We start from the raw sequence: 20,358 nt of genomic DNA on the forward strand, positions 1-20,358 counted from the left end.
TTTGGGGATGCCACAGCTTCCCGCCGCCGACTATCCGGCCGACGTGCGCGCCAGGCTGGAGGCGGACGCGAAGGACATCATCGCCCGCTACCCCGGCAGCCGCAGCGCGCTGCTGCCACTGCTGCACCTGACGCAGTCCGTGGACGGGTACGTCACCCGCACCGGCGTCCGGTTCTGCGCGGAGCAGCTCGACCTCACCACCGCCGAGGTCACCGCGGTCGCGACGTTCTACTCGATGTACCGGCGCAAGGCCGGCGGCGACTACCAGGTCGGGGTCTGCACCAACACGCTCTGCGCGGTGATGGGCGGCGACGCCATCTTCGAGGAGCTGAAGGAGCACCTGGGGGTCGGCAACAACGAGACCACCCAGGACGGCAAGGTCACGCTGGAGCACATCGAGTGCAACGCGGCCTGCGACTTCGCCCCGGTGGTGATGGTGAACTGGGAGTTCTTCGACAACCAGACGCCGGACTCCGCCAAGCACCTCGTCGACGACCTCATCGCCGGCCGCGAGGTGCGGCCGACCCGTGGCGCGCCGCTGTGCACGTACAAGGAGACCGCCCGCATCCTCGCCGGCTTCCCCGACCAGCGCCCCGGCGCGGTCGAGGCCACCGGCGGCGCCGGCCCCGCCTCCCTCGCGGGGCTGCGGCTGTCACGCGGCGAGGCACTGTCCGGCGCGGACGCCGGCCGGCCGGCCCGCCGCCCGTCGGTACCCCAGCAGGGCGAGACGCCGGCCGCGTCGTCGGGCTCCCCCGGGCATCCCGGCCCCGCCGAGCACGCCAGCTCGCACGACGCACCGCAGGAGACCGCCGTGTCGGACCCCGCCAACCCGGCAGGACCTGAGGGCGAGGAGGGCAAATGATGACCGTGGACTCGCCCGAGAAGCTGCTCACCCCCGTCCTGTCGGCCTTCTGGGACGACGCGCGGTCGTGGACGCTCGACACCTACCGCCGCCACGAGGGCTACGAGGGCCTGCGCAAGGCCCTCGCGATGCCGCCGGACGACGTCATCGCGTACGTGAAGGACTCGGGCCTGCGCGGCCGCGGCGGCGCCGGCTTCCCGACCGGTATGAAGTGGCAGTTCATCCCGCAGGGTGACGGCAAGCCGCACTACCTCGTCGTCAACGCGGACGAGTCGGAGCCGGGCACCTGCAAGGACATCCCGCTGCTCTTCGCGAACCCGCACTCGCTCATCGAGGGCATGGTGATCGCCTGCCACGCGATCCGCTCCAACCACGCCTTCATCTACCTGCGCGGTGAGGTCGTCCCGGTGCTGCGCCGGCTGCACGAGGCCGTGCGCGAGGCGTACGACGCCGGCTACCTCGGCAAGAACATCCAGGGCAGCGGCTTCGATCTGGAGCTGACCGTCCACGCCGGCGCCGGCGCGTACATCTGCGGCGAGGAGACGGCGCTGCTGGACTCCCTCGAAGGACGCCGCGGCCAGCCCCGGCTGCGCCCGCCGTTCCCGGCGGTCGAGGGCCTGTACGCCTGCCCGACCGTCGTCAACAACGTCGAGTCCATCGCCTCCGTGCCTGCGATCATGCAGCGCGGCAAGGAGTGGTTCAAGTCGATGGGCACCGAGAAGTCCCCGGGCTTCACGCTCTACTCGCTGTCCGGGCACGTCGTCAGCCCCGGCCAGTACGAGGCCCCGCTCGGCATCACCCTGCGCCAGCTGCTCGACATGAGCGGCGGCATCCGGCCGGGCCACCGGCTGAAGTTCTGGACCCCGGGCGGCTCGTCGACCCCGATGTTCACCGCCGAGCACCTGGACGTGCCGCTCGACTACGAGGGCGTGGGCGCTGCCGGCTCCATGCTCGGCACCAAGGCGCTGCAGTGCTTCGACGAGACGACGTGCGTGGTCCGGGCGGTGACGCGCTGGACGGAGTTCTACGCGCACGAGTCCTGCGGCAAGTGCACGCCGTGCCGTGAGGGCACGTACTGGCTGGTCCAGCTGTTGCGCTCCATCGAAGGGGGCGGCGGGCACATTTCCGACCTCGACAAGCTCAACGACATCGCCGACAACATCAACGGCAAGTCCTTCTGCGCGCTCGGCGACGGCGCCGCCAGCCCGATCTTCTCCTCCCTCAAGTACTTCCGCGAGGAGTACGAGGAGCACATCGAGCGCAAGGGCTGCCCCTTCGACCCGGCCGCCTCGACCGTATGGGCCGACGCCGGAACGTCTCACCTGGAGGTGAACGCATGACAGTCACCACGTCTGCCCCCTCCGGAGGGGGAGAGACGGCGGTTCCGCCGGAGGATCTCGTCGCCGTCACGATCGACGGCGTCGCGCTCTCGGTCCCCAAGGGGACCCTGGTGATCCGTGCGGCGGAGCTGCTGGGCATCGAGATCCCGCGCTTCTGCGACCACCCGCTCCTCGACCCGGCCGGCGCCTGCCGGCAGTGCATCGTCGAGGTCGAGGGCCAGCGCAAGCCGATGGCGTCCTGCACGATCACGTGCACCGACGGCATGGTCGTCAAGACGCACCTCACGTCGCCGGTCGCCGAGAAGGCGCAGCGCGGGGTGATGGAGCTGCTGCTCATCAACCACCCGCTGGACTGCCCGGTCTGCGACAAGGGCGGCGAGTGCCCGCTGCAGAACCAGGCGATGAGCACCGGCCAGTCGGACACCCGCTTCGAGGGTAAGAAGCGGACGTACGAGAAGCCGGTGCCGATCTCCACGCAGGTGCTGCTGGACCGGGAACGCTGCGTGCTGTGTGCGCGCTGCACCCGGTTCTCGGAGCAGATCGCGGGCGATCCGTTCATCGAGATGGTCGAGCGCGGGGCGCTGCAGCAGATCGGAATCGGCGAGGGCGACCCGTTCGCCTCGTACTTCTCCGGCAACACCATCCAGATCTGCCCGGTCGGCGCGCTGACCTCGGCGGCGTACCGCTTCCGGTCCCGGCCGTTCGACCTGGTGTCGTCGCCGTCGGTCTGCGAGCACTGCGCGGGCGGCTGCGCGACGCGCACCGACCACCGGCGCGGCAAGGTCATGCGGCGGCTGGCCGCCGACGACCCCGAGGTCAACGAGGAGTGGGTGTGCGACAAGGGCCGCTTCGGCTTCCGCTACGCACAGCGCCCCGACCGCCTCAAGCACCCGCTGCTCCGTAACAAGGAGACCGGCGAGCTGGAGCCGGCGAGCTGGCCCGAGGCACTGGCGGCCGCGGCCGCCGGGATCGCGGCGGCCGGCGGCCGCACCGCGGTCCTGACCGGCGGCCGGCTGACCGTCGAGGACGCCTACGCCTACGCCAAGTTCGCGCGGGTCGCCCTCGACACCAACGACGTCGACTTCCGGGCCCGCGTGCACAGCGCCGAGGAGGCCGACTTCCTGGCCTCGCAGGTGGCGGGACGCGGCCGGGACCTGGACGGCGAAGGCATCACCTACACGACGCTGGAGAAGGCTCCGGCCGTCCTGCTCGTCGGGCTCGAAGCCGAGGAGGAGGCTCCGGGGATCTTCCTCCGGCTTCGCAAAGCGAACCAGAAGCGGCGCCAGCGGACCTTCGCACTGGCGCCGTTCGCGACCCGCGGCCTGAAGAAGGCGGGCGGCACGCTGCTGCCCGCCGCACCCGGCACCGAGCCGGAGTGGCTGGACGCGCTCGCCGGCGGTGTCGGTCTCGACGAGGCGGGCGAGAAGGCCGCCGAGGCGCTGCGCGCCCCGGGTTCGGTGATCCTGGTCGGCGAACGGCTGGCCGCCGTGCCCGGCGCGCTGACCGCCGCGATCCGCTTCGCCACGGCGAGCGGCGCGAAGTTGGCGTGGATCCCGCGCCGCGCGGGTGAGCGCGGAGCGGTCGAGGCGGGCGCGCTGCCGGGGCTGCTGCCCGGCGGCCGGCCGGTCACCGACCCGCGGGCCCGCGACGAGGTCGCACGGGTCTGGGGCCTGTCCGAACTCCCGCACCGCTTCGGGCGGGACGCCGGCCAGATCATCGAGGCGGCCGCCGGCGGTGAGCTGGCGGCCCTGGTCGTCGGGGGCGTCGAGGTCGCGGACCTGCCGGACCCGGCTCGCGCCCGGCTCGCGCTGGACGCGGTCGGCTTCGTCGTCAGCCTGGAACTGCGGCCCTCCGAGGTCACCGACCGGGCGGATGTCGTCCTGCCGGTGGCCGCGGTCGCCGAGAAGCCCGGGACCTTCCTCAACTGGGAGGGCCGGGCGCGGATGTTCGAGGCGGCCATCAAGCCGGACCAGGTCGCCAACCGGCACCAGCTGCCGGACGCCCGGGTCCTGACGATGCTCGCCGACGCGCTCGGCGTCAGCCTCGGCCTGAGCGACGTACGCGCCGCCCGCGACGAGCTCAACCGCCTCGCCCCCTGGGACGGGCCGCACGCCTCGCAGCCTCTGGAGACGTCGCGGACCCTGCCCGTCCCCGGCACCGGCGAGGCGGTACTCGCCGGCCACCGGCTGCTGCTCGACCAGGGCAAGCTCCAGGAGGGCGACGACGCGCTGGCCGGCACCCGGCACGAGGCGGTGGTGCGGCTGTCGGCCGCGACCGCGGCCGAGTCCGGACTCACCGACGGTGCGCTCGCCGAGGTCTCCGGACCCGCCGGTTCCGTACGGCTGCCGCTGCGCGTCACGCCGATGCCCGACCGGGTGGTGTGGCTGCCGCTGAACTCCACGGGCGGGGGCGTCGCCAGCGATACCGGCGCGCTCCCCGGCCAGATCGTCACGGTCGGCGCCGCTGCCACGGAGGTGGCCCAGTGAACAACCTCTCCGCCGAAGACCTGTCGATGTTCGGCACCGATCCTTGGTGGCTGGTCCTCCTCAAGGCGGTCTTCTGCTTCGCCTTCGCCATGCTGACCGTGCTGTTCTCGATCGTCTGGGAGCGCAAGGTCGTGGCGTGGATGCAGCTGCGCATCGGCCCCAACCGGCACGGCCCGTGGGGCATGCTCCAGTCGCTCGCCGACGGCGTCAAGCTGATGCTGAAGGAAGACATCATCGTCAAGCGCGCGGACAAGGTGGTGTACATCCTCGCGCCGATCGTCGCGGCGATCCCCGCCTTCATGTCCTTCGCGGTGATCCCCTTCGGCCCGGCCGACAACGAGGTGTCGATCTTCGGCACCCGCACCGCGCTGCAGCTCACCGACCTTCCGATCGGCGTCCTGTACATCCTGGCCACCGCGTCCGTCGGCATCTACGGCATCGTGCTCGCGGGCTGGTCCTCCGGCTCGACGTACCCGCTGCTCGGCGGGTTGCGCGCGTCGGCCCAGATGATCTCCTACGAGATCGCGATGGGGCTCTCCTTCGCGGCGGTCTTCCTCTACTCCGGGTCGATGTCCACCTCGGCGATCGTCGAGGCGCAGCAGGACCGCTGGTTCGCGGTGCTGCTGCCGGTCTCGCTGCTGATCTACATCATCGCGATGGTCGGTGAGACCAACCGCGCCCCGTTCGACATGCCGGAGTCCGAGGGCGACCTGGTCGGCGGCTTCAACACCGAGTACTCGTCGATCAAGTTCGCGCTCTTCATGCTCGCCGAGTACGTGAACATGGTGACGGTCTCGGCGGTGGCGACCACCCTCTTCCTGGGCGGCTGGCGGGCCCCGTGGCCGATCAGCACCTTCTGGGAGGGCGCGAACCACGGCTGGTGGCCGATGCTCTGGTTCACGCTCAAGGTCCAGCTGCTGCTGTTCTTCTTCATCTGGCTGCGCGGCACCCTTCCCCGGGTGCGCTACGACCAGTTCATGAAGCTGGGCTGGAAGGTCCTCATCCCGGTCTCCATGGTCTGGCTGATGCTGGTCGCGACCGTGCGGGCGATGCGGAACGAGAACTACGGCCTGCGCGACATCGTGCTGTACGTAGGCGGCGCCGTCGTCGGCCTGCTGCTGATCTCCCTCGTGGTCGACGTGTTCCGCGACCGCGGGCGGAAGAAGGAGGAGGCGGTGGCCGACGCGGCACCGCCCGAACCGTTCGATCCGATGGCGGGCGGCTTCCCCGTACCGCCCCTGCCGGGGCAGACACTGCCGCCGGTGCCGCGCCGTCGCAGCCGCGGCCAGGGCGAGCCCCAGCTCGTCGGGGCCCCGGCAGCCACCCCGGACGCCGCGGACACTGACAAGGAGGCCGACGATGCCTGAGTTCCTGGGCCCGGTCGCGGGCTTCGGCGTGACCTTCAAGGCCATGTTCAAGAAGCGGCTGACCGAGCAGTACCCCGAGGAGAAGAAGCCGACCGCGCCGCGCTTCCACGGCCGGCACCAGCTCAACCGCCACCCGGACGGGCTGGAGAAGTGCGTCGGCTGCGAACTGTGCGCGTGGGCCTGCCCGGCCGACGCGATCTACGTGGAGGGCGCGGACAACACCGAGGAGGAGCGCTACTCCCCGGGTGAGCGCTACGGCCGCGTCTACCAGATCAACTACGCCCGCTGCATCCTGTGCGGCCTGTGCATCGAGGCGTGCCCCACCCGGGCGCTGACGATGACGAACGAGTACGAACTCGCCGACCGGACCCGCGAGTCGCTGATCTTCACCAAGGAGCAGTTGCTCGCCGGCCTGGACGAGGGCATGGTCGAGGCGCCGCACTCGATCTTCGAGGGCATGAACGAGGGCGACTACTACCGGGGGCTGGTCACCGAGGCCGCACCCGGCACCGAGCGCCAGGTCGCGGTCTCCAAGGGCGAGAAGCCGGCGGAGGATGCGCAGCCGCCGGTCACCGTGCCGGCCACCGGCGTCCGGCCCGCGGGAACGGGGGCGGAGGCATGATGTCCACCTTCGCCGCCGCCACGTCGACCACCTCGACGGGTGAGGCGTTCCAGTTCTGGGTCCTCGGCGTCGTCGCGGTCCTGGGCGCGCTGGGCACGGTACTGAGCAAGAAGACGGTGCACAGCGCGCTCTGTCTGGCCGGAACCATGATCATCCTGGCCGTCTTCTACCTGGCCCAGGGCGCGTACTTCCTCGGGGTCGTCCAGATCGTCGTCTACACCGGCGCGATCATGATGCTCTTCCTCTTCGTCGTCATGCTGGTCGGCATCACCGCCGCCGACTCGCTGAAGGAGACGCTGAAGGGCCAGCGCTGGATGGCCGCGGGGTGCGGTCTCGGCTTCGGGATCCTGCTGATCGCGGGCATCGGCAACGCCTCGCTCCACACCTTCGCCGGCCTCGGCCAGGCGAACGCGGGCGGCAACGTCGAGGGCCTGGCGCGGCTGATCTTCACCAAGTACGTGTGGGCCTTCGAGATCACCGGCGCGCTGCTGATCACGGCGGCCGTCGGAGCGATGGTCCTGACGCACCGCGAGCGGACCGAGGCACGCAGCACCCAGCGCGAACTGTCGATCGCGCGCGTCCGCGAGGGCACCCAGGTTCCGCCGCTGCCCGCCCCCGGCGTCTACGCCCGGCACAACGCGGTGGACGTCCCCGGCCTGCTGCCGGACGGCACCACCTCGGACCTGTCGGTCAGCGCCACGCTGCGGGAACGCGGCCAGATCCGCGACGTGTCGAACGAGGCCCTGGCCGATCTCGCCGAGCTGGAACAGCGCTCGGAGAACTGGCTGGAACGGTCCGCGCCCGCGACGCCGAAGGAGGCGAGCAAGTGAATCCGGTCAACTACCTGTACCTGGCCGCGCTGCTGTTCACCATCGGCGCCTCCGGGGTGCTGATCCGGCGCAACGCGATCATCGTCTTCATGTGCGTCGAGCTGATGCTGAACGCCTGCAACCTGGCGTTCGTCACCTTCTCCCGGATGCACGGCAACCTCGACGGCCAGATCATCGCCTTCTTCACGATGGTGGTCGCCGCAGCCGAGGTCGTGGTCGGGCTCGCGATCATCGTGACGATGTTCCGCTCCCGGCACTCGGCCTCGGTCGACGACGCCAATCTGATGAAGCTGTAAGGGGTAGCGACAGTGGAGAACCTCATCGGATTGCTCGTCGCGGTGCCGCTGCTGGGCGCGGCGATCCTGCTGACCGGCGGCCGCCGGCTGGACCGCGTCGGCCACTGGCTCGGCACGCTCTTCGCGGCGGTGTCCTTCGGCATCGGCGCCGTGCTCTTCTTCGACATGCTCGGCAGGAGCGGCGAAGACCGCGCGATGTACTCGCACCTGTTCAGCTGGGTCCCGGTCGGCGGTTTCCAGGCCGACATCGGCTTCCAGCTCGACCAGTTGTCGATGACCTTCGTGCTGCTGATCAGCGGTGTGGGCACGTTGATCCACATCTACTCGATCGGGTACATGGAGCACGACGAGCGGCGCCGCCGCTTCTTCGGCTACCTGAACCTGTTCGTGGCGGCGATGCTGCTGCTGGTCATCGCCGACAACTACTTCCTGCTGTACGTCGGCTGGGAGGGCGTCGGCCTCGCCTCGTACCTGCTGATCGGCTTCTGGCAGCACAAGCCCAGCGCGGCCACGGCGGCGAAGAAGGCGTTCCTCGTCAACCGCGTCGGTGACGTCGGTCTGTCCATCGCGATCATGCTGATGTTCACGACCTTCGGAACGTTCAGCTTCGGGCCGGTGCTGGAGCACGCGGGCGACGCGGGCGAGGGCAAGCTGACGGCCATCGGCCTGATGCTGCTGCTCGCCGCGTGCGGCAAGTCCGCCCAGGTGCCGCTGCAGTCCTGGCTCGGCGACGCGATGGAGGGCCCGACCCCGGTCTCGGCCCTGATCCACGCGGCGACGATGGTGACGGCGGGCGTGTACCTGATCACCCGATCCGGCGCGATCTTCAACGGTGCCCCGGACGCGCAGTTGGCGGTGGTCACGGTCGGCGCGGTCACGCTGCTGTTCGGTGCGATCGTCGGTTGCGCGAAGGACGACATCAAGAAGGCCCTGGCGGGCTCGACGATGTCGCAGATCGGCTACATGATCATGGCGGCCGGGCTCGGCCCGATCGGCTACGTCTTTGCGATCATGCACCTGGTCACCCACGGCTTCTTCAAGGCCGGGCTCTTCCTCGGCGCCGGATCGGTCATGCACGGCATGAACGACGAGGTCGACATGCGGAAGTACGGCGGCCTGCGCAAGTACATGCCGGTCACCTTCATCACGTTCGGCCTCGGCTACCTGGCGATCATCGGCTTCCCCGGCCTGTCCGGCTTCTTCTCCAAGGACAAGATCATCGAGGCGGCCTTCGCCAAGGGCGGCACCGAGGGCTGGATCCTCGGCGGCGCGGCCCTGCTGGGCGCCGCGATCACCGCGTTCTACATGACGCGCGTGATGCTGATGACGTTCTTCGGCGAGAAGCGCTGGGAAGCGGATGCCGAAGGCCACGAGCCGCACCCGCACGAGTCGCCCAGGTCCATGACGATCCCGATGATCGTGCTGGCCTTCGGGTCGGTCTTCGCGGGCGGGCTGTTCACCCTGAACAACTCCTTCCTGAACTGGCTGGAGCCGGTCACCGGGCACGAGGAGGGCAACTCGCCCCTCAGCGCCGCGACGGTGACGGGGGCCACGATGGTCGTCCTGGTCATCGGGGTCGCCCTGGCCTGGCTGGTGTACGGGCGCAAGCCCGTACCGGCCGTCGCTCCGCGCGGCTCGCTGCTGACCCGCGCCGCCCGGCGCGACCTGTACCAGGACGACTTCAACCACGTCGTGCTGGTCCGGGGCGGCGAACACCTCACCCGCAGCCTGGTCTACCTGGACCACTCCCTGGTGGACGGCGCCGTCAACGGCACCGCCGCCGGGGTCGGCGGCCTCTCCGGCCGCATGCGCAAGCTGCAGAACGGCTACGTCCGCTCGTACGCGGTGTCGATGCTGGGTGGCACGGCGGTCCTGATCGCCGCGACTCTCCTGATGAGGGCGGTCTGATAACTCATGTCCTTTCCCCTCCTTACCGTCACGGCCGCCCTCCCGGCGGTCGGCGCGATCGTCACCGCCGCCGTACCGGCCGCGAAGCGCAACCTCGCCAAGTGGTCGGCGCTGGGCTTCTCGGTCGCGACGCTCGTGCTGGCCGCGATCGTCCTCATCCGGTTCGAACCGGGCGGTGAGCGCTACCAGCTCACCGAGTCCCACGCGTGGATCAAGGACTTCGGGGTCCGCTACGAACTCGGCGTGGACGGCATCGGCGTCTCGCTCGTCGCGCTGACCGCGCTGCTGATCCCGTTCATCATCGCGGCGGGCTGGCACGACGCGGATCCCCTCGAGGACAAGAACCCCAACCGCCGCTGGCGGCCCACCCAGGGCTTCTTCGCCCTGATCCTGGCCGTCGAGGCGATGGTGGTGGTCTCGTTCGAGGCGACCGACGTCTTCCTCTTCTACATCTTCTTCGAAGCCATGCTCATCCCGATGTACTTCCTCATCGGCGGCTTCGGGGACCAGGCGCACGAGCACGGCGACGACGAGGCGGCCAAGCAGCGCTCGTACGCCGCCGTGAAGTTCCTGCTCTACAACCTGGTCGGCGGCCTCGTCATGCTGGCCGCCGTCATCGGGCTGTACGCGGCCAGTGCCGACCAGCTCGGCCACGGCACGTTCTCGCTCCAGGAGATCCTGCGGGCCCGCGCCGACGGCAAGTTCGACCTGGCCTCCTCCACCGAGCGGTGGCTCTTCCTCGGCTTCTTCTTCGCCTTCGCGGTGAAGGCGCCGCTGTGGCCGCTGCACACCTGGCTGCCGAACGCGATGGGGGAGTCGACCGCACCGGTCGCCGTCCTGATCACCGCGGTCGTCGACAAGGTCGGCACCTTCGCGATGCTGCGCTACTGCCTCCAGCTCTTCCCGGAGGCCAGTAAGTGGGCGACGCCGGTGATCCTGGTGCTGGCGGTGATCAGCATCATCTACGGTGCCCTGCTCGCCGTCGGCCAGCGCGACATCAAGCGGCTGATCGCCTACGCGTCCATCTCGCACTTCGGCTTCATCATCATGGGCATCTTCGCGATGACCACCCAGGGGCAGAGCGGCGCCACGCTCTACATGGTCAACCACGGGATCTCGACCGCAGCGCTGCTTCTGGTGGCCGGCTTCCTGATCAGCCGGCGCGGCTCGCGGCTCATCGCCGACTACGGCGGGGTGCAGAAGGTGGCGCCGGTGCTCGCGGGCACCTTCCTCATCGGCGGACTGGCGACGCTGTCGCTGCCGGGGCTCGCCCCGTTCGTCTCCGAGTTCCTGGTGCTCGTCGGCACCTTCAGCCGCTACCCGGCGCTCGGCATCATCGCGACCGTCGGCATCGTGCTCGCCGCGCTCTACGTCCTCGTCCTGTACCAGCGGACGATGACCGGGCCGGTGAAGGCGGGCATCGAGGGGATGAAGGATCTCAGGATCCGCGAGATCGCCGTGGTGACCCCGCTGATCGTCCTGCTGCTCTTCCTCGGCGTGTACCCGAAGCCGCTCACGGACATCATCAATCCGGCGGTCGGCCAGACGCTCTCCGACGTGCACAAGACCGACCCCAAGCCCGCGCTGGAGGCGACCAAGTGAGCGGAACAGCCGTCCACAGCCTGTGGACAATGGCGGCCCCCGCCGCAGACAAGATCCCCGCCCCGAAGATCGAGTACGCCCAGCTGTCGCCGGTCCTGATCGTCTTCGGCGCGGCGGTCGTCGGCATCCTCGTCGAGGCGTTCCTGCCCCGCAGGTCCCGCTACCTGGGACAGATCGCGGTGAGCGTCATCGGCCTCGCCGCCGCCTTCGCCGCCGTCGTGGCACTGGCGGCCAGGGGCTACGGCACCACCAAGGCGCATGTCGCCGCGATGGGGGCGGTGGCCGTCGACGGCCCGGCGCTCTTCCTTCAGGGCACGATCCTGCTGGTCGGGCTGGTGGCGGTCTTCACCTTCGCCGAGCGCCGGCTCGACCCGACGGCGCACGGCCGCAAGGTCGACTCCTTCGCCGCCCAGGGCTCCGCGGTCCCCGGCGGCGATGCCGAGAAGGCCGCCGTCAAGGCCGGGTTCACCACCACCGAGGTCTTCCCGCTGCTGCTCTTCGCGGTCGGCGGCATGCTGATCTTCCCGGCCGCGTCCGACCTGCTGACGCTCTTCGTCGCGCTGGAGGTCTTCTCGCTGCCGCTGTACCTGCTCTGCGCGCTGGCCCGCCGCCGGCGCTTCATGTCGCAGGAAGCCGCGATGAAGTACTTCCTGCTGGGAGCCTTCTCGTCGGCCTTCCTGCTGTTCGGCATCGCGCTGCTCTACGGCTACGCGGGCACCGTCTCGTACTCCGGCATCGCCGCCGTCGTCGACGGCACCGCCAAGATGACCCCGGCCCTCGCCGCCACCACCGGCAACGACGCGCTGCTGCTCATCGGCACCGCGATGGTCGCGATGGGGCTGCTCTTCAAGGTCGGCGCCGTGCCGTTCCACATGTGGACCCCGGACGTCTACCAGGGCGCCCCGACCCCGGTGACCGGCTTCATGGCCGCCGCCACCAAGGTCGCCGCCTTCGGCGCGCTGCTGCGACTGCTGTACGTGGTACTGCCGGGCATGCGCTGGGACTGGCGCCCGGTGATGTGGGGCGTCGCGATCCTGACGATGCTGGTCGGCGCGATCGTCGCCGTCACCCAGACCGACGTGAAGCGACTGCTGGCGTACTCGTCCATCGCGCACGCCGGATTCATCCTCGCGGGTGTCATCGCCACCACGCCGGACGGTGTGTCGTCGGTGCTCTTCTACCTCGGCGCGTACTCGTTCGTGACGCTCGGCGCCTTCGCCGTCGTCACCCTGGTCCGCGACGCGGGGGGCGAAGCCACCCACCTGTCGCACTGGGCCGGCCTCGGCCGCCGCTCGCCGCTGGTCGCGGCGGTCTTCGCGGTCTTCCTGCTGGCCTTCGCGGGCATCCCGCTGACCTCCGGCTTCGCCGGGAAGTTCGCGGTGTTCAAGGCTGCCGCCCAGGGCGGCGCGATGCCGCTGGTCATCGTGGGTGTGCTCTCCTCGGCGATCGCGGCGTTCTTCTACATCCGCGTCATCGTGCTGATGTTCTTCAGCGAACCGAAGGCCGACGGCCCCACCGTCGCCGTCCCGAGCGCCTGGACCTCCACGGCCATCGGCATCGGCGTGGCGGTGACGCTCGCACTGGGCGTCATGCCGCAGTACTTCCTGGACCTCGCCGACAAGGCGGGCGTGTTCGTCCGCTGAGCAACAGCACCCCGGGAAACGGCCGTCGGACGCACCCGCGTCCGGCGGCCGTTCCGCGTCGGCGCGGGACGTTCTCCAGCGCCGCGCGACCCCCCGCGGGGAGCGGGATCCGGACGTCTTCGGCGGAGCTCGTGCAGCGTGGATGACCTGTCCAGGCCATATAGGGGCGATGCCCCGGCAAAGATCGAGAAGGGACCGGCTACGCTGCCGGTGTAAGCAGTGCCGTCCCCAGGACGCCATCTCAGCGAATGGAGTACCCCTCGTGAACGTCGTCGGGCCGTTCGGGTTGAGTGTGCGGGACGAGGCTCTCGAAGCCGACGTCCAGTCCGGGCTGTTTGCCGTGGAGGAGGGCCTCCTGGAGGCCACCAAGAGCGACGTCCCCTTCATCGCCGGCGCGGCGCGCCATCTGCTGCGCGCGGGCGGCAAGCGATTCCGGCCGCTGCTGGTGATGCTGGGCGCCCAGTTCGGCGACCCGCACGCGCCCGGCATCGTGCCCTCCGCGGTGGTCGTGGAGCTCACCCACCTCGCGACGCTGTACCACGACGACGTCATGGACGAGGCGGACGTACGCCGCGGCGTACCCAGCGCCAACGCCCGCTGGGACAACTCGGTGGCGGTCCTCACCGGGGACTTCCTGTTCGCCCGTGCCTCGCACATACTGGCCGACCTCGGCCCCGAGGCCGTCCGCGTCCAGTCCGAGGCGTTCGAGCGGCTGGTGACCGGTCAGATCCTGGAGACCGCGGGCCCGGCCGACGGCCGTGACCCCGTGGACCACTACCTCGACGTCATCAGCGGCAAGAGCGGTTCGCTCGTCGCGGTCTCCTGCCGCTTCGGCGCCATGATGGCCGGCGCCGACGAGTCCGTCATCGACATCCTGACCCAGTACGGCGAGCGCATCGGTACCGCTTTCCAGCTCGCCGACGACATCCTCGACATCGCCAGCGACAGCCACGAGTCGGGCAAGACCCCCGGCACCGACCTGCGCGAGGGCATCCCGACCCTCCCCGTGCTCCACCTGCGGAGCAAGGTCGCCTCGGCCAACGGTTCGGCCTCCGCGGCCGACCGCCACCTCGTCGACCTCCTCGCGGGCGACCTCACCGACGACCACCGGCACGCCGAGGCGCTGCGCCTGCTGCGCGCCCACCCGGCGCTGGAGCAGGCCCGCCGCGACACCGTCCGCTACGCCGACGAAGCGCGCGCCACCCTCGCGCCGCTTCCGGACTGCGCCGCGAAGCAGGCCCTGGAGGGCCTGTGCGACGCGGTCGTGCACCGCGCGGGCTGACCCTGCGCTGTCCGGACGTCCCCGCAGGAACAACGTCCGGACGGCCTACGCCCGGACGTTCACCAGCGTGCTGCCGTCCAGCGTCCGCACCTCGTAGTGGTCGATCTCGGCCGGCTGCAGGGCCGCGCCGCCGTGCAGGTAGAGCGGGGCACGCGCCGACTCGTGCGGGCTGTCCGGGTTGCCGTACCCCCAGGGGCCGATCGCCCAGGTGGTCACGGTCTGCTGGTCCCCGTTCCTTCCGACGGCGACGAGGCTGCAGCGCAGCGGCCCCTTCAAGTGGCCCAGTTCGAGCACGACGTCGCTGCCCCAGGCCTTCTTCCTGACGCCGATCGTGGCGGTGACCTTGGTGGCGGGGTCGGTGGCGGTCACCTTGTCGGCGGCCGGTATCAGGCGGAAGGCGGCCTCGGGGCCGCTGTACTCCTCTTCCGCGACCGTCCGGCCCCGGTCGCCGGACGCCACCTGGACGGCGAGGAGCGGCCCGCCGACGATCAGGACGGCGGCAGCCGCGACCAGGACCATCCGGCGCCGCCGCGTCGTGGCGCGGACCGCGGCGACCTCGTCGAGCAACCTGCCGAGCAGGGCATCCTCCGGACCATCCGGGTCCTGGGCCGTCAGGAAGGCGCCGGGGTCGGGGTTGGCCGCCGCGTACTCGGCGAGCAGCGGTTCGATCCCCGCGAGCGAGTCGAGTTCCACCATGCAGGCCTCGCAGCCGGCGAGGTGCGCCTCGAACCGGGTGGCGTCCGTGTCGTCGAGCAGGCCGAGGGCGTACGCCCCGACCTCCGCGTGCTGCTCCCGTGGCGACGTCATGATGTCGTCACTCCTCGTTCCTCGAGCGCGAGCTTCAGCGAGCGCAGCGCGTAGAAGATCCGCGACCGGACCGTTCCCGCGGGTATGCCGAGCACCGTGGCGGCGTCCTCGACCGAGCGGCCGCGCAGGTAGGTCTCGGCGAGCACCTGCCGGTGGGCGGCCGAGAGGTCGGCCATCGCGTCGGAGATGGTCATCAGCCGGAGCACGTTGTCCAGCTCGTCCTGGGCGGGCAGCAGGTCCAGGGGCCCCGGGTCGACCTCCCGGGGGCGGGCCTGCCGACTGCGATGGCCGTCGATGACGAGCCGGCGCGCCACCGTCACGAGCCAGGGGCGGACGGAGCCGGCGGCGCGCTCCAACTGGTCGCTGTTGCGCCAGGCGCGCAGCAGTGTCTCCTGTACGACGTCCTCGGCCCGGTGCCGGTCGCCGGCGACCAGTCGCAGTACGTAGGCGAGCAGGGGACTCGCGTGCTCGTTGTAGAGCGTCCGCATCAGCTCTTCGCTCGGTTCCGTTGCCACGGGCGCATCCTTCCGCACGAGATCGTTCAGGTCGAGACCGTCCCCGGAATGATCAACAGCGGAGCAACAGCAGCTCAACTGTGGTGCGACGGAGTAGCGTTCGCTATCCCGCCCGCTCACCCGGGGCAGAAATTTGTGATGTTCGCACAGTGAGCATCCTCCGTGCGGCCATTGTGCGATATACGCAACTCGCGCACGCCGGACTCAGTGTTCGAGCCGTGATTCGCGCCGCAGTTCCGCTGGGAGCGGCGGCCGCCGGATGGTGCGGAGGAACCCCTGGGACGCCGGGGCGTGGGGCAGCGGCCCCGGGGCCCGGGTGGGCGGCCCTGAGGGGGGAGGGCCGGCCGAAGTCGGGCCAATGAGGTGCGAATGCCGCGGAACGAGGGGCTTGTGCCCCTCCGGGGCTTCCCCGGACCCGTGTACGCCCTCGGGGTTCGTCATCCCGGGGGTGTACACAGGGTTGCTCCCGGCGGCTGATGTGCCGGGCGTTCCGGTTTGGTGGGATTGGTATCACCACCTCAGGGGCGGATCGGGTGACAATGGACCCGAGAGGTGGACGAGTGCAGGGCATCGTGGCCGCCGCGGACGACGGAGGTAGGAACGCAATGGCACGGATCCAACCGACCCAGGTTCCCTCAGTGGGAGACACCGGAGACACCGAAGGGACCAGAGGCCCAGCTCGCCGCAAGGCGATGCGGTACGCGGTCCCTGTCGCGGTGGCGGGGGTGGCGGCGGCGACCATCAGCCTCGTCCCGGCGCTCGCCGACTCCGGCAACCCCGATCTGCCGAAGGTCACGGCAGAGCAGCTGCTGACGAAGATAGCCGCTTCCGACACCCGGACGGTCTCGGGCACGGTCAAGATCTCCACCGACCTCGGACTGCCGTCCTTCCTCGGCGGCTCCACCGGCGGGGACAGCCCCTTCGGCGGTGCGGGCGGGGACGACAGCGGCAAGGGCCGCAAGGGCAGCGGCTCCGCCGCCGACCCCAAGGCACAGCTCACCCAGCTGCTCGCCGGCAGCCACACGCTGCACATCGCGGCCGACGGCCCGGACAAGCAGCGCGTCTCCATCGTGGAGAAGGCCGCCGAGTACAGCCTCATCCACAACGGCGACCAGGTCTGGGCGTACGACAGCGCCTCCAACCAGGCGTATCACTCGACGCTGCCGAAGTCCGGCGGCAAGGCCGGTACGGACCACGCGAAGCAGCTCCCGAAGGACTTCCCGAGCACCCCGCAGGCCGCGGCCCAGCAGGCGCTCAAGGCGGCGGGCCCCAACACGTCCGTCTCCGTCGACGGCACGGCGAAGGTCGCCGGGCGCAACGCCTACCAGCTGCTCGTGCAGCCCAAGGGCGGTGACTCCACGGTCGGCACGATCCGGGTCGCGGTGGACGCGTCGACCGGGGTGCCGCTGAAGTTCACGCTGACGCCCAGGACCGGCGGCAAGGCCGCGATCGAGATCGGCTTCACGAAGGTGGACTTCGGCAAGCCCGCCGCAAGCACCTTCCGGTTCACCCCGCCCAAGGGCGCCAAGGTGACGGAGGAGAAGGCGGACGAGGCCGCGCTGAAGGACACGGCGGGCAGGAACGGGACGTCCGGCCTCGAAGAGCTCCAGGGCCTGAACGTCCTGGGCTCGGACTGGAACGCGATCGCCGAGATCAAGGTGCCCAAGGGCGCCCTGCCCGGGTCCGACTCCGGATCGCCGTCCGACCGGCGCGGCCGGAACGACAAGAACGTGCAGGGGCTCATCGACAGCTTCGGCAAGCACGTCACCGGGAAGTTCGGTTCCGGCACGGTCTTCTCCACCCGCCTCGTCAACGCCCTGATCACCGACAACGGCACCGTGTACGTCGGTGCCGTCAACCAGGACGCGCTGCTCAAGGCCGCCGACGCGGCCGCGAAGTAAGCCTGGTCGACCCCACTGTCCGCCCGGCCGTGTCACCGGCCGGGCGGGCTCTTGCTTCATATGCGGAGGAAGTGCGATGGAAGAGCCGTCCGCCGCGGCCGAGGCCGTGATCGAGACCCGCGGTCTGTCGAAGCGGTACCGGGGGACCCTCGCCGTGGACGGCCTGGATCTGCGGGTGCCGTCCGGCAGCGTCTTCGGCTTCCTCGGGCCCAACGGCTCGGGCAAGACGACCACCATCCGGATGCTGATGGGCCTGATCGAGCCGACGGCCGGGACGGCCCGGGTGCTGGGCCGCCCGATGCCGCGCGCGGGGCGCACGGTGCTGCCGAAGGTGGGCGCGCTGATCGAGGGTCCGGCGCTCTACGGCTTCCTGTCCGGCCGGGACAACCTCGTGCGGTACGACTCCGCCGATCCCACGGCGGATCCGCGCACCCGCGCCGCCCGGGTCGGGAACGCGCTCGACCGGGTCGGCCTGGCGGCGGCCGCGGGCAAGAAGGCACGGGCGTACTCGCTCGGCATGAAGCAGCGGCTCGGCCTCGCGTCCGCGCTGCTCCAACCGCGCGAACTGCTGGTGCTGGACGAGCCGACGAACGGGCTCGACCCGCAGGGCATGCGCGAGATCCGCTCCCTGATCAGGGAGTTGGCGCACGACGGCACGACCGTATTCCTCTCCTCGCACCTGCTCGACGAGATCGAGCAGGTGTGCTCGCACGTCGCCGTGATGGCACGCGGCCGACTCATCACCCAGGGGACCGTCGCGGAACTGGCGGCCGGTACCCGCGGCCGGCTCGCGGTGACGACCCCCGATCCGGCCGACGCCGTACGGATTCTCAAGGAGCACGGCGTGACGGATCTGACCGTCCTGGACGACAAGGTCACCGGCGAACTGCCGGCCGACCCGCCCGACACGACGACATCGGCGGGGCCGGTGACACCGGCGGAACCGCTGGACCTCGCGGACCTCAACGCGGCTCTGGTGGCCGCCGGGGTGCGGGTCCGCGGCTTCGGGGTCGAACGGGCCTCGCTGGAGGACGCGTTCGTGGCGCTGACCGGGGAGGGTTTCGATGTCGCGGGTTGAGGCCGGAGCGGTCCCCGTCGTCCGTCCGCGGAGCAGCGCCCTCTGGTCGCTGGGGCTGTTCCGCAGCGAGCTGACGATCGTCTTCCGCCGCTGGCGGACCCTGGCGCTGCTGGGGGTGCTCGCGGCCGTGCCGCTCCTGGTCGGCATCGCGGTGAGGATCGAGACGCGGAACGGCGGTTCGGCCGGCGGGGGCGGCCGTGGGGGAGAGGGTTCCGGACCCGCGTTCATCTCGCAGGTCAGCAACAACGGGCTGTTCCTGAGCTTCGCCTCGCTCGCCGCGACGCTGCCGGTCTTCCTCCCCATGGCGGTCGGGGTGATCGCCGGTGACTCGATCGCGGGCGAGGCGAACTCGGGCACGCTGCGCTACCTGCTGGTGGCCCCCGCCGGGCGCACCCGGCTGCTGCTCGCCAAGTTCACCGCCGTGGCCGTCTTCTGCGCGGTGGCGACACTGGTCGTGGCGGGCGCCGCACTGGCGGTCGGCGCGGCGCTCTTCCCGCTCGGGGACGTGACGCTGCTGTCGGGCACGACCATCTCGTTCTCCGACGGCCTGGCGCGCGCCCTGCTGATCGCGGCGCTCGTCGCGGCCTCGCTGGTGGGCGTCGCCGCGATCGGCCTGTTCATCTCGACCCTCACCAACAGCGGGATCGGCGCGATGGCCGCGACGGTGGGCCTGGTGATCACCGTGCAGATCGTGGACACCATCCCCCAGCTCCACGTGGTCCAGCCGTACCTCTTCCCGCACTACTGGTTGAGCTTCGCGGACGTGCTGCGGGCGCCGGTCTACTGGGACGACATCCTGAACAACCTCGGCCTGCAGGCCCTGTACGCGGCGGTGTTCGGGTCCGCCGCCTGGGCGCGGTTCACGTCGCGGGACGTCAGCGCGTGAGCATCATCGGCGGGTAGGCGGTAGGCGGTAGGCGGTAGGCGGTAGGCGTAGGTGTGGGCCTCGGCGCGTGGGCGTCGGTGCGTGCGGCGGGCCGCCGCGTGCGGCGGGCCGCCGCGTGCGTCCCGTCACCCCGCGAAGAACGCCTTCGCCCGGCTCAGTGCCGCGGTGTCGTGCAGAACGTCCCCCGGCCGGGAGCCGTTGCCCGTCAGGACACCGCCCCACTCCATCCGCAGGTAGTTCGCCGTCTTCTGGAGCGTGCCCACGAGCGCGTCGGCGTCGGCGGCGTCGACCCCCGCCAGGGCCGTGATGCCCCAGAGTTTCCGTCCGGCCATCCGCGGCTTGAACTCCACGCCCGGTGCGCGCATCCAGCCGGACCAGTGGTCGAGGTAGTGCTTGGTGGGGGTGGAGACGCTGTACCAGTGGAGCGGCGAGGCGATCACGAGGTCGGTCGCGCCCAGGGTGGCCTCCAGCAGCACTTCGGCGTGGCCGGTGGGCGCGGGATAGCCGCCGTCGCCCTCGTGGCGCAGATCCTCGAAGTCCGGCAGCGGCAGATCGGCCAGCCGCAGCCACCGCTGCTCGGCGCCGGCGGGCAGTTGCTCCGCGGCGCGCCGCGCCAGGAGCTCGGTGTTGCCGTCCGGGCGAGGGCTGCCGAGCAGGAAGAGGAACGACCGTTGACTGTGCATACGCATTTATTGCACGCGCATGGAATTCTCGTCAAGGGCACGCGGGCGGCACGGGCCGCCGGCGTGCACGTGCGGGTCGGACGGGGTCGAAGTGTCGGGCTGCGGCCCGCAGATGCTGTCACCTGCGGGCCGCTGAACGTGACCCTGCCGCTGAGATGCGGTGGTCTTCGCGATGAGCCGGAGTCGGCGGACTGGACAGGTTGTGATCAATCGCCCGGGGGGCGCATCCATCCCTTCACATGCTAGTGGG

The 20,358-nt window shown here is 70.7% G+C and carries 17 protein-coding genes; 14 read left to right on the forward strand and 3 right to left on the reverse strand.

Annotation, left to right across the window (positions count from 1 at the left end; all coding sequences use genetic code 11):
- The first annotated feature begins 7 nt into the window (after positions 1-7).
- From nuoE to O3X23_RS23035, 11 genes are all read left to right on the forward strand, one after another.
- Positions 8-862: an NADH-quinone oxidoreductase subunit NuoE gene (nuoE, locus tag O3X23_RS22985; RefSeq protein WP_269273408.1), complete on the forward strand. Its 855-nt coding sequence runs from the start codon at positions 8-10 to the stop codon at positions 860-862.
- On the forward strand, positions 862-2,202 hold the full coding sequence (gene nuoF / locus O3X23_RS22990; RefSeq protein WP_269273409.1) for an NADH-quinone oxidoreductase subunit NuoF: 1,341 nt from the start codon (positions 862-864) through the stop codon (positions 2,200-2,202). The genes nuoE and nuoF overlap by 1 nt, the downstream gene beginning before the upstream one ends.
- Positions 2,199-4,688: an NADH-quinone oxidoreductase subunit G gene (locus tag O3X23_RS22995; protein ID WP_269273372.1), complete on the forward strand. Its 2,490-nt coding sequence runs from the start codon at positions 2,199-2,201 to the stop codon at positions 4,686-4,688. Before nuoF ends, O3X23_RS22995 begins: the two co-directional genes overlap by 4 nt.
- 26 nt (positions 4,689-4,714) lie before the next feature.
- Positions 4,715-6,055 (forward strand): NADH-quinone oxidoreductase subunit NuoH, encoded by a 1,341-nt coding sequence (gene nuoH / locus O3X23_RS23000; RefSeq protein ID WP_269273410.1) that lies wholly within the window; start codon positions 4,715-4,717, stop codon positions 6,053-6,055.
- Entirely contained in the window at positions 6,048-6,677 is a 630-nt protein-coding gene (gene nuoI / locus O3X23_RS23005; protein WP_269273373.1) for an NADH-quinone oxidoreductase subunit NuoI, read from the forward strand. The genes nuoH and nuoI overlap by 8 nt, the downstream gene beginning before the upstream one ends.
- A complete protein-coding gene (locus tag O3X23_RS23010; RefSeq protein ID WP_269273411.1) occupies positions 6,677-7,507 on the forward strand; it encodes an NADH-quinone oxidoreductase subunit J in 831 nt (276 codons plus the stop codon). Before nuoI ends, O3X23_RS23010 begins: the two co-directional genes overlap by 1 nt.
- Complete coding sequence (gene nuoK / locus O3X23_RS23015; RefSeq protein WP_269273374.1) at positions 7,504-7,803, forward strand: NADH-quinone oxidoreductase subunit NuoK; 300 nt, start codon at positions 7,504-7,506, stop codon at positions 7,801-7,803. Before O3X23_RS23010 ends, nuoK begins: the two co-directional genes overlap by 4 nt.
- A 12-nt stretch (positions 7,804-7,815) precedes the next feature.
- Entirely contained in the window at positions 7,816-9,711 is a 1,896-nt protein-coding gene (gene nuoL, locus O3X23_RS23020; RefSeq protein WP_269273375.1) for an NADH-quinone oxidoreductase subunit L, read from the forward strand.
- 6 nt (positions 9,712-9,717) lie between these two features.
- Complete coding sequence (locus O3X23_RS23025; protein WP_269273376.1) at positions 9,718-11,313, forward strand: NADH-quinone oxidoreductase subunit M; 1,596 nt, start codon at positions 9,718-9,720, stop codon at positions 11,311-11,313.
- Entirely contained in the window at positions 11,310-12,956 is a 1,647-nt protein-coding gene (nuoN, locus tag O3X23_RS23030; protein WP_269273377.1) for an NADH-quinone oxidoreductase subunit NuoN, read from the forward strand. The genes O3X23_RS23025 and nuoN overlap by 4 nt, the downstream gene beginning before the upstream one ends.
- 262 nt (positions 12,957-13,218) lie before the next feature.
- Complete coding sequence (locus tag O3X23_RS23035) at positions 13,219-14,238, forward strand: polyprenyl synthetase family protein (protein WP_269273378.1); 1,020 nt, start codon at positions 13,219-13,221, stop codon at positions 14,236-14,238.
- Positions 14,239-14,283: 45 nt separating this feature from the next.
- Here the strand turns inward: O3X23_RS23035 and O3X23_RS23040 are convergent, their stop codons facing one another.
- A complete protein-coding gene (locus O3X23_RS23040; RefSeq protein WP_269273379.1) occupies positions 14,284-15,045 on the reverse strand; it encodes a zf-HC2 domain-containing protein in 762 nt (253 codons plus the stop codon).
- Positions 15,042-15,533, reverse strand: coding sequence for a sigma-70 family RNA polymerase sigma factor (locus O3X23_RS23045; RefSeq protein WP_443047943.1), 492 nt, complete (start codon positions 15,531-15,533; stop codon positions 15,042-15,044). The genes O3X23_RS23040 and O3X23_RS23045 overlap by 4 nt, the downstream gene beginning before the upstream one ends.
- A gap of 632 nt (positions 15,534-16,165) precedes the next feature.
- Between O3X23_RS23045 and O3X23_RS23050 the strand changes: the two genes are divergently transcribed.
- The 3 genes from O3X23_RS23050 to O3X23_RS23060 all read left to right on the forward strand — a co-directional run bounded on the left by O3X23_RS23050 (position 16,166) and on the right by O3X23_RS23060 (position 19,425).
- Positions 16,166-17,461: a LolA family protein gene (locus tag O3X23_RS23050; RefSeq protein WP_269273381.1), complete on the forward strand. Its 1,296-nt coding sequence runs from the start codon at positions 16,166-16,168 to the stop codon at positions 17,459-17,461.
- A gap of 76 nt (positions 17,462-17,537) precedes the next feature.
- On the forward strand, positions 17,538-18,539 hold the full coding sequence (locus O3X23_RS23055; protein WP_269273382.1) for an ABC transporter ATP-binding protein: 1,002 nt from the start codon (positions 17,538-17,540) through the stop codon (positions 18,537-18,539).
- Positions 18,526-19,425 (forward strand): ABC transporter permease, encoded by a 900-nt coding sequence (locus O3X23_RS23060; RefSeq protein WP_269273383.1) that lies wholly within the window; start codon positions 18,526-18,528, stop codon positions 19,423-19,425. The genes O3X23_RS23055 and O3X23_RS23060 overlap by 14 nt, the downstream gene beginning before the upstream one ends.
- A 125-nt stretch (positions 19,426-19,550) precedes the next feature.
- Here the strand turns inward: O3X23_RS23060 and O3X23_RS23065 are convergent, their stop codons facing one another.
- The gene (locus O3X23_RS23065; RefSeq protein WP_269273384.1) at positions 19,551-20,108 is read right to left on the reverse strand and encodes a flavodoxin family protein; all 558 of its coding nucleotides are present in this window, start codon (positions 20,106-20,108) and stop codon (positions 19,551-19,553) included.
- Positions 20,109-20,358 lie beyond the last annotated feature (250 nt).

Origin of the sequence: Streptomyces sp. H39-S7, assembly GCF_027158205.1 — a bacterium.
Lineage (GTDB): Bacteria > Actinomycetota > Actinomycetes > Streptomycetales > Streptomycetaceae > Actinacidiphila.